The organism is Actinobacillus ureae ATCC 25976 (assembly GCF_000188255.1).
Taxonomy (GTDB): Bacteria; Pseudomonadota; Gammaproteobacteria; order Enterobacterales; family Pasteurellaceae; genus Actinobacillus; species Actinobacillus ureae.
Window position 1 is genome coordinate 1,256,420 of record NZ_GL831080.1, and the last position, 10,960, is coordinate 1,267,379.

Here is a 10,960-nt window from a genome sequence, read left to right on the forward strand (position 1 = left end):
CCCCTTTTTATTAATTAAGTCCTTGCGATGAAAGAATCATCTGACATTGAACCGGAGGTGTCGGTAACACTTTCGGTTTGGATGCGGTTGAACCTGCCGGTGCCGGCTCAAACCAAGAATAAAGCTCTGAACCACAACCATCGCCTGCCGGAATTAGAGCTTGGTTTTCACAATTCGGCGCATTTTGCGGGCAACTTAAACGCACGTGCATATGCGAATCGTGTCCGTACCAAGGACGCACTTTGCGTAACCAATTTCTGTCTGAACCGGCGGTATTGCATAATTTCACTTTAATCGCCGGGTTAACAAAGATTCTATCCACTCGAATATCTTGCGCCGCTAATTTCACCATCATTGCGTGTTGTGATGTCCATACTCGCTCATCAACTACCTGCACATCACGATTTACCATTAATGTTGCTAAACCTGCCGGATTCTTCGCCGTTTCTGCATCCATTGGACCAAATCTAAACCAAATATCCGCATCTAAGCCGGTTTGGTGACTTGCATGACCGGAAGAAAAACGTCCGCCCGCTGGCATTCCCATATCGCCGATTAAGATCGGAGGTAAACCTGCGTTCTTCGTATTTTTAGCTAAACGTTGTAAAAATGATAGTAGGTCAGGATGTCCGTAAAAACGGTTACGTGCCGAGCGAATAACTTGATATCCCTCGCCTTTTAAAGCTAATGGTTGTGCTCCGATAATACATCCGTTGCTATAACCACCAATCGCTTGCGGTTGTCCGGCAACCGGCGTGCGAATTTGCTCCCAAAGTGTCGCCTGAGCTGAAGCAGCTAAACTAAGGAACCCCGATAACCAAACAGTTTTAAATTTTTTCATAAATGCTTTCTATAAAGAGTATTTTTCTAAAAATTGTCTTTTAATAAATAAAGTACAAGCGGTCATTTTTGCAAAAAATCTTGCAAATCAGACCGCTTGTTTTAATTATAACCGACTTAACGGCATTGTGCCTTAAATCTAAGTAAATGATCCAATAAAATAATCGCTGTCATCGCCTCGGCAATCGGCACTGCACGAATACCAACGCAAGGATCATGGCGTCCTTTGGTAACCAGTTCGACTTGTTCATTATTTAAATTCACCGAGCGTCCCGGTACCATAATACTGGATGTCGGTTTTAATGCGATATGTGCAATAATCGGTTGGCCGGAGCTGATCCCTCCTAAAATGCCGCCGGCATGATTTGAGACAAAACCTTCCGGTGTCATTTCATCTCGATGCTCGCTACCACGTTGCTCAACAACAGCAAAACCGTCACCAATTTCAACCGCTTTTACTGCATTAATTGACATGAGTGCGTGAGCCAGATCCGCATCTAAGCGATCAAACACTGGCTCCCCCAATCCAACCGGTACATTTTCCGCCACTACGGTAAGTTTTGCACCAATAGAATCGCCGTCTTTTTTCAATTCACGAATTAACTCGTCAAACCCCTCCATGGCAACCGGATCCGGACAGAAAAACGGATTACTTTCTACTTGTTGCCAGTCGATTTTAGTGATATCCGCCACAGTTTCCGGATTGATTTTTACATTTCCAATTTGTGATAAATAACCACGTACTTCAATGCCGAATTGCTCGCGTAAATATTTTTTTGCAATCGCACCAGCTGCAACACGCATTGCCGTTTCACGCGCTGAAGAACGGCCACCGCCACGATAATCACGAATGCCGTATTTTTGCTGATAGGTATAATCCGCATGTCCCGGACGGAATTTATCAGCAATATCGCCGTAATCTTTCGAACGTTGATCACCGTTCTTAATGATTAAACTGATACTGGTACCAGTTGTTTTGCCTTCAAATACGCCGGACAGAATTTGTACTTCGTCATCTTCTCTACGAGGTGTGGTATAGCGTGAAGTCCCCGGTTTACGGCGATCTAAGTCGGGCTGAATATCCGCCTCCGACAGTTCCATATTCGGCGGAACGCCATCCACGATACAACCTAATGCAATACCATGCGATTCACCGAATGTGGTTACTTTAAATAATTGTCCAATGCTGTTGCCTGCCATAATGCTTCCTTCTTATTTTGCTAAGTATTCACTAAATTTGACCGCTTGTTGTTCTTCTATTGCCGTATGCATATTGACATCCAGCTGTTTGAAAGCGAAGCGAATTTGATTTTGTCTTAATAATTCAACAATCCGATAATGTAAGAATGTTAGGGTCTCCGAACGGTCGCCTAACTCTCCGACAAACACTTCAATTTCATGTTCTAGCGCATTATCGTGAAAACGCAGAATATTGATTGCCGGTTTCGGTTCAGACACTACTTTAGGGGCTTCTGCAATTGCTTGCAAGATTAATTCCCTTGCTTTTTGCAGATTGTCTTCTAAGTGTACATTCAAGAAGAACTGTAAACGGGTAATCGTATTATTTAATGTCCAGTTAATAAAACGATCCGTAACAAATGCTTGGTTCGGTAATACCACTTCCATATTATCCGAATTGAGTAATGTGGTAGAACGCAAGCGGATCTTAGTAATCACACCTGTATGTTGTCCTACGGTCACTTTGTCGCCGACACGAATCGGGCGCTCGAATAATAAAATTGAACCCGATACCACACTACCGAAAATTTCGCGAACCCCGAAGCCAAGACCCACTGATAGCGCCGTGAAAATCCATTGAATTTTCGTCCACGAAATACCTAACGCCGAGAATGCCGATACCCCACCGATAACCACAATCGTATAAATAAAAACGGTAGTAATCGTTTGTGGCGTACCTTTAGATAATTTGATCCGTGAGAACAGAATTACTTCTAAAATACCGGCAATATTTTTGACCAACGCATAAGTCACTACCACATACAAGAAAGCTCGCATGAGGTTTAATAAAGTGATCGCCTCAACTTTATCTCCATCATTACTTTCGAATAAAATTACACCATCTAAATAATATGCGATACTGATTAAGTCCGACCAAACCACATAGAGCAAACCAAATAAAACCACCCAGCCAATGAGATCGGTAATCCGGAAAATTTGTTGGTTAACCACCGAAAGTTTTATCGACTCCTCTTCTTTTACTTCATCCTTATTTGCCGGATCCACTGCTTGTTCACGGATCTTTTGACGTTTTTCCTGCAAACGGCGGTAAGCTAAACGGCGTGCCGAAATAGTTACCGCACGATAAGCAAAATAACGTCCGAATACCCAAATCAGAATCACAAAATAGCTATTCAGTAAATGAGTAATCAAATAAATTGCCGTATAGTAATAACCGAATACAATCAACACAATTAATGAGATCGGTACAACAATCAATACCAAGCGCAATAACTTAAATAAGCTCACATTGCGAATTGTGCCGTCTTCAGTTTTTGCATTCTGGTATTCGGTAATCCCTCTATCCAATAATGGACGCACGACAAACAGACATAGTGCAAGAGCAACAATAGACATTACCTGCCCAATTACATCGTTTGGATAGCCGATCATCTCAATTTGAGACGGAATCGAAGAGATCAATAATAAGCCGATAATCCAAATTGATTGTTTGATGATGCGTTGGAAAATACGATTACTTTCTTGCGGCATACCGAAATGGCGATAAGCCAGTCCATTCGGGCGTAATAGCGATAAAGCCGTTGCAAAGAACCACCAATATAAAGTTAAACACACACCCCAACGCCATGCGGAAATCGGATCATCAAAGAATAAAAAGGCGATAAGGTTATAAGCAGTAAAAAACATTAAGGCACTTGGTAGCGCAAGCAACAATGTCCAAAACATTGCTTCCGGTGTGTACCAATGACTATCATTTTTTAATGTATTAACTTGGCTTGCAATCTTTGACAAGCGGTCTTTTATCGCTTTCTTTTTCCAATTCAACAAAAATGAAATCAACAAAAAGAAACCGGTAAATAATGCCGTAGGTAACAGATTCTTACTGACATTACTAAAGCTCATGTACTTCGTTAATTCCGCTATTTCAGAAAATGCTAATTTAGGAAAAGCCTTAATCCAATCCAGCCCCATCGGATTATTACTGTTTACCCAGAAACTTTGTTGTTGTAATTTACGTTGCAACGTACTGCTAATCGCATCAATTTGTTTTTGGTTATTTTCGATATTAATGGAAACGTTTAGCTGGCTGTTTAATGACTTAATAATATCATCAAGCAATTTTTGGCGTTCTTTCAATAGCTTAGTCAACGCCAAGTTTTCTTCATAAGTCAGCGGTTCTTCAAGCGCTAATGTAATATTTCGCACATACTCATCAAGATTATATAGTTGATCTCGTTGCTGCGAATATTCAAAAATATGCACACGCACATTCGCAATTGAGGTAGCTAAGTCATTATTCAATTTCGCTGTCGGCAATGCCTGCATTTGCTGATTAATCACCTTAGAAAGCACTAATGTACCTTGCAATGCACTAATCTGCTCTTCAATATTACGCTGCGCTTGTGCCAAGCCTTCCAATACATTTTTTGTGCGCAAATCATCTTGCGATAACGCATTTAACGCTTGTGTCTGTCTAACCCAGAATTGACTTAATTCTCGGTTATGCTCCAATTCATCTTGAATTAAGAAATTTTGAATACCACTCGTGACCTGTTGGCTTTCAACTTGTAATGCTTTTTGCTCTGACTCTTGTAACCGCTTAGCATTTAAGGCATCTTGCAAAATGGCCAATTGCTTCTGTAGAAGTTGCTGCTGAGCAGTCGCTTCACTTCTTTTCTCCTCATCTAATTCAATCAATTTTTCCACATTAGTTGTGAGTAGTGCATTAAATTTATTATTTGCATCAATATAATCAAGCTCAGCTTTCCATCTATCCATCATAGGCTTGCTCGCTTGATTATTATTTTTTAAGCGAGTGATTTCCTGCACTCTCACTACATTTTCTTCAGTGGTCTTTTGATTATTCAACAAAAGATTACGCCCATTAGATATACGACTATCCAATTCACTCAATGTCACTTGTACCGCTTGTAGTTGTGCCTGAATCTCCACCTGCTTTTGGCTTAATTTATCCAAAGACAACCCGTTGAACTCACTATTTTTTAATGAGTCCGTGGCATCTTTATAATCTTTGATACGAGCTTCAATTTCCAATAACTCTTGGGGAAGTTTTTGGATTTGTTTTTCCAACGCAACTAAATCACTTTTTTGCTTTTTAGTCTGCTCAATAAACTGCAATGTTGCACTTAACGTTTGCGAGTCGGCAGAACTAGGCTCCGTATCAAGCGTGCCGGTTTGCAACGCACTAATTTGATTACGGACGCTTGCTTCAACCGCTTGTTGCTGGGTTTCCGCCCAAAGTAAAGACGGAAACAGACCTCCAAGTAATACTAATTGCCAGGCTTTCTTAAACATCATAAGTAAGCTTTATACCTCTAATTCTTATCGTTAAATTTTTCCGTTGCCCATTTCACTTCTTCATTGGTCGCTTGATCTTTAATAAAGATATCCAATTGATTAAAGGCAATTTCAATATTATGCTCAGCAAACAATTGATTGATACGTCGATTTAATTCGTCAACCGTGCGCATCCTATCTGAAATCTGTCCAACGTGTACTCGTAATTCATGATCTAATGTACTCGCACCAAACGCTAAGAAATAAGCCACTGGAGCAGGATCTTTTAGTACACTTGGATTCTCTTCCGCCGCTTGTAATAACAAACGCTTAACTAAATCCAGATCCGAACCATACGCAACCCCCACACTAATCACTAAACGTGTCATAGAGGTAGTCAACGCCCAGTTAACTATACGCTCGGTAATAAATGCCTTGTTTGGTACGATAACCTCTTTACTATCATTATCAATTAATGTCGTTGCACGAATACGGATCTTAGAAACCGTACCGTTAAACGTGCCGATAGTAATCATATCGCCAATACGTACCGGACGTTCAAACAAAATAATGATCCCCGATACAAAGTTTGCAAAAATTTCTTGCATACCAAAGCCTAAACCAACCGATAATGCGGTAAATAACCATTGCAATTTAGACCATGACATTCCCAACGTTGCAAACGCAAGTGTCGCACCAAGTACAATCAATAAATAAGTTAATAATGTTGTGACCGTATAAGGTGTCCCTTGCGAAAGCTTTAAATTAGAAAACACTAAAGCCTCTAATAAACCGCTCAAGTTACGAATTAACACGTAAGTCACAAACAGAATACCGAATGCCACTAACAGATTTAGTAATGTAATCGATTCCATTACTACACCTGTAGCCGTATCGGTTTCTTGCTGCCAAAGTGTCACACCGTTTAAATAATAAGCTACGGTGACTAAATCCGACCAAACCCAATACAGTAATCCGAACAACGACGCCCAGAGTAAAAGATCGGTCAGCTTCAACATTTGGTCTTTAATTTCACTTACAGCTAACGTGTCATCGTGTAATTCAAATGAAATATCACCTTCAGATTGTACGATTTGCTGCTCAGTATTCGTTACCTTCGCTAATGCTTGTTCTCGTTTTTCTTGTAAACGACGGAAAGCTAAACGACGCGATGCCACATTAAACGTACGGTAGAACACATTACGCAGAATAATCCAAGTAATGACTGCAAAATAAGTGGATACTAAATGTTCTATAATAATTAAGGAGGTATAGTAGTAACCTAAACCGATTAACACCACTAATGCAATTGGTGCTAAAAATAACACCGTACGAGCAATATTTAATAATAGATTACGAGGGCTTTCTTCATCGGCCGCAACATTTTGATAGGTTGATATCGCCTGTCTAAACCCCGGTGCAACAATAAAAATAATGCTGATTAACACTATAATGGTAAATACTTGCCCAAGCACATCATAGGCAATTCCCATTTCGTTAATATTGCTAAATACCGCTGTATTTAACATTAAACCGATTACCCAAACCGAACGTTTTAAAATATCACGGAACACAGCATTACTTTTTTGCGGCATATTGAAATGTCGATAGCCAATCCCATTTGGGCGCAGCATCGCTACCATAAATGCAAAATAGAGCCAATACCCGGACATTCTTAATCCCCAAGGCCATACTTCTGTCGGATCTTGGAAACAAATGTAGGTGATTAAAATAAATACCATCAAAAAGATAAAGGTACTTGGTAAACAGAGAATCAAGGTCCAAAAAATCACAAGCGGCGTATTCCACTGACTATCTGTTGCCACCGTTTTCATACTGTTATTAATTTGGGTTAGGCGCTGTTTGATTTGCTCTTTGCGGCGAGAAATAATAAATACGCCTAGTGCAAGTAAAATCTCAAAGATACTTGCAGGAATAATATTGTCTTTCCAATTGGAAAAATCGAATTTTTTAGCTAGATCGTTTAACTGAAAACTTGCTACCGCTAAAAAGCTCTTAAACCAATCCAAATCAATCGGGCTATTACTTTTTACCCAAAAACTTTGTTGCTCTAATTTCTTTTGTAGCGTATCACTAATCGTTTGAACCTGTTGCTGATTTAATTCGATATTGATCGATAAATTAAGCTGATTATTCAGAGACTTAATCATTTCAGCTAAGATTTTTGAACGCTCCGCCAAGATATTTTTGAGTTGGTCTTTCTCTTTAGCCGTCAGTTCGGTTTTTTCATCTTTCTCTAATTTCGCAATATAGACGTTCGGATCAGAGATACTGTCTTTAAATTCGGTAAGATCAAAAACACGCACCCTTAAATCGGCAATTTGCTTGGATAAACCTTTCACCATCTGATCTTGGGGTAATGACTGTCTTTGTTTATTGATAATACGCGAAAGTACCAATGTTCCTTGCAAAGAGCTAATTTGCTCTTCAATGTTACGCTGCGTTTGTTGCAAATTATCAAGCACGCCTTTAATCCGCAGATTATCCTGTGATAACTGGGTGAGATCTGTTGTTTGCTTCAGTAATTCTTCACTAATACGTGTATTAAGATCTAATTGCTTAATAATAAGCGGATTTGTATTTGAAGTTGTACCTTCTTGCTGTGATTGTGCCGCCTGCTCCACCTTGTTTTTAGATTCTTCCACTAATTTAGTATTAATTGCATTTTGCAGCTGACTCAACTCATTTTGTATATTTTGTTGTACTAACTTCTTCTCTTCTAACTGGCTATTATAGAGTGCCGCCAATTCATCACTGCCACGCAGCAATAGCTGGTTGTAGGCATTTTGCAGATCAAGTAACGCTAATTCGGTTTCTAATTTGGCTCTCTCCGTTTGTGAGGTATTTACATTACCGAGCAAAGTACTAATTTCTTGCTTACGAGTTGCGTTAGTCGTTAACACCGTTTGTGCTTTGGTTGGCGCAGAGTTTTGCGCCACTAATTTGCCGTTAATGGTAGTTAGATCTTGTTGTACTGTTTGGCTACTTGACTGAGCGGCAGCAAGGCGATTTTGCAGCTCATCAAGTGAATATTTAGCCAGTGACTCTAATGTAACTTGAGGTGTATGCTGTAATTTAGCAATATCCGTTTTACTGACTTGTAACGCCGCCTGAGCACCTTTAATCTCTTTTTCTAATGCGGAATTATCACTTTTTTGTTGTGTGATTTGTGTTAAAAGTGCTTGTGTATCTTCCAAGCTTTTGATTAAAGACTTATTGACTTCATTCTGTTCAAGTTTTTTCGTCTCATCGATTTGGGTTTGGATATCTTTTTCCGTCGATAATTCTGCAGCCCAAAGCGCATGACTACTAAGCACTAAAGTCAGGCTAAATAAGAAAGGGTTAAACAGACGTTTGATCATGATAATTTCCTAATAATTGAGTTAATGTGTTTTGTAGTTGTACACGTGAAACTTTTATGCTGCCTTGTGTAGGAGGCTGCACACGCTCAAGCGGATAATAAGCGATAGGTTGTTTAAATTTTTCGAGCTTATCGCCAAGCCAATCGGTTAAATTTTCACAATTTTTTGCAAAATCAGGTGAAATAAATTGCACCACTGCGACAGGTCGTTGACCAAATTCCACATCTTCGACAGGTAAAATAAAGACTTGATTCACCAAACCGGATTGATAGATGACTTTTTCGACATCCTCCGGCTGAATATTTTCACCACCGGAAATAAACATATTATCCAATCGCCCTTTCATCACTAATTTAGCGGCAGAGTCCCATTCGCCCCGATCTTTGGTGAGTAGCCACCCTTCCTCATTGACAAGCGGTCTAATTTCACCATTTTTTTGCAAATAACCGAGTGCTAAACCACTACCTCGAACCCAAATTTCATCGTTAACTAATTTAACTTCCCGCCCTTTAAGTGGATAACCGACATTATCCAATTCATTTTCAACCGCACAAATAGTAGATGCCATTTCCGTCATTCCATAGCCGGAATAACACGTAATGCCTCGCTGCTGCGCTTGCGCTACCAATGCTTTGGGAATCTCAGTACCACCTAATAAGAATTTCTTTGCCTCGGTGATTTTTTCTGTTCTAGTTTGTAAATAACGCTGTAACTGGGTCGGCACTAATGAGGCGTGCGAGACACGATCCAAACAAGCAAAGAAGTGATCTTTCTGCTCATTCACGACCAAGGTTGCCCCTTGCGCCAACCATCGCCACACTATGCCCTGACCGGACACATGAAACAATGGCAAACTCAGTAACCAAGAATTGGTTTGGCAAAATTGCATTAATTCACACACACCTTCAGCATTTTCTAAATGGTTTTGTACAGAATGAACTACCGCCTTCGGTATTCCAGAAGAACCTGAAGTTAGCGTAAGCGTCGCCGGCTCAGTTGCATCCCAATTCGAAAAAGGATAAGCGGTCTGATTTTGCTGAAAATTTGCAAAGTGTTGATCGGTAATCAAAATATCAATCGAATATTCTGCAAGGATCGTTTGGCGCTGACTTTCACTTAATGCCGGATTTAACATCAAAATACGTGCGCCCATTGCAATCGCTGCACAATAACAAAGCAATCCGGTTAACCGATTCGTGCCGGAATAAGCAATAACTTGGTCGGTTCTCACGCCTTTAGTAATGAGTAGATTTGCCGTTTGTGAAACTAAGTGATGAAACTCCGCCCAACTAAGTGAGGAGGAAAGAAAGGGAAAATAATCGGTATTTCCCTTTTCCCACACAATAGCTTGCCTCTGCGCAGCATTCACTGTCCAATAAGCGGTCGGGAAAAAGGAAAAATTTACCATAAATGACGATTAAGAAAATAAGATACGAATACGTTCAATTAAGTGTTTTGGCAACTCCATAGATTCCATTACACTGGTAAGAATCAAACCTTTACGTACGGTATTATTATTCGTTACCACCCAAAACGGCGAATCTGGGATCTGCTTCGCTTTTACGCTGCTACCATGACTCAATAATGTCGCTTCACTTGTACCGAAATAAGTACGTTCCGTCCCCGTCACCACTTCTGTTGCTTGAGCAAAGCCCTGTGCATTCGCATGATATAGCGCCGAAAGTAACATTAAAAAGCGTGCAACATTTTTATTTTCGTTTACAAACGAATCTGATTTCAAAACTTTCTCAACTTTTTGTACCGCTTTTTCAATTAACTCTTCCTTTTTCGCCTTCGCTTTCGGTTTCGCTAATTCTTTCAGCTCATCAATTGTGTTTTGTTGAACCAGTACAAAAGGTTGTGGTGATGAAGGTAAACGCAACAGACGACGTAAAATATCTGACGCACTTTCGCCAATTGCTTGGGTTCTACTTGCAATGTAATGATATAATTCATCATCGACTTCGATCGTTTTCATCTTAACCTCTTGATATTTTTGTTTTGATTTACTTGATTAGAAAAAAATTCTAGGCATTATAATACAGATTCAAGATCTTTTTACAGGATCTTAACCAAACATTTGAATAAAAAATAAGGGGCTGTAGTAGATTAGCAAGAATGCTATACTACAAAAATGAAGATAACCCATTGTAAATTAAAGAAATCTATACAAAGAAGATTGCTTGAATTTTTTGTTGCAGAAGTGACAGCCAGAACAGCTGCAGATTTATTACGGCATT

6 protein-coding genes and 1 pseudogene are annotated in these 10,960 nt (G+C 39.8%); 1 reads left to right on the forward strand and 6 read right to left on the reverse strand.

All coding sequences use genetic code 11. The annotated features are described in order from the left end of the window. Positions 1 to 10: 10 nt before the first annotated feature. The 6 genes from mepA to seqA all read right to left on the reverse strand — a co-directional run bounded on the left by mepA (position 11) and on the right by seqA (position 10,698). Positions 11 to 841, reverse strand: coding sequence for a penicillin-insensitive murein endopeptidase (gene mepA, locus HMPREF0027_RS05915; protein WP_005622999.1), 831 nt, complete (start codon positions 839 to 841; stop codon positions 11 to 13). A 116-nt stretch (positions 842 to 957) separates the two neighbouring features. After that, positions 958 to 2,040, reverse strand: a complete 1,083-nt coding sequence (aroC, locus tag HMPREF0027_RS05920) for a chorismate synthase (protein WP_005623000.1) — start codon at positions 2,038 to 2,040, stop codon at positions 958 to 960. Positions 2,041 to 2,052: 12 nt separating this feature from the next. Then, on the reverse strand, positions 2,053 to 5,358 hold the full coding sequence (gene mscK / locus HMPREF0027_RS05925) for a mechanosensitive channel MscK (RefSeq protein WP_005623001.1): 3,306 nt from the start codon (positions 5,356 to 5,358) through the stop codon (positions 2,053 to 2,055). 17 nt (positions 5,359 to 5,375) lie between these two features. Beyond that, a complete protein-coding gene (gene mscK, locus HMPREF0027_RS05930) occupies positions 5,376 to 8,720 on the reverse strand; it encodes a mechanosensitive channel MscK (protein WP_005623002.1) in 3,345 nt (1,114 codons plus the stop codon). Continuing rightward, positions 8,701 to 10,128 (reverse strand): o-succinylbenzoate--CoA ligase, encoded by a 1,428-nt coding sequence (gene menE, locus HMPREF0027_RS05935; protein WP_005623003.1) that lies wholly within the window; start codon positions 10,126 to 10,128, stop codon positions 8,701 to 8,703. The genes mscK (HMPREF0027_RS05930) and menE overlap by 20 nt, the downstream gene beginning before the upstream one ends. Before the next feature lie 9 nt (positions 10,129 to 10,137). After that, a complete protein-coding gene (gene seqA / locus HMPREF0027_RS05940; RefSeq protein ID WP_005623004.1) occupies positions 10,138 to 10,698 on the reverse strand; it encodes a replication initiation negative regulator SeqA in 561 nt (186 codons plus the stop codon). A gap of 156 nt (positions 10,699 to 10,854) precedes the next feature. On the opposite strand from seqA, the pseudogene HMPREF0027_RS11975 reads away from it, so the two are divergent. Further along, a pseudogene (locus tag HMPREF0027_RS11975) lies at positions 10,855 to 10,960 on the forward strand (IS1595 family transposase); the annotation flags it as partial.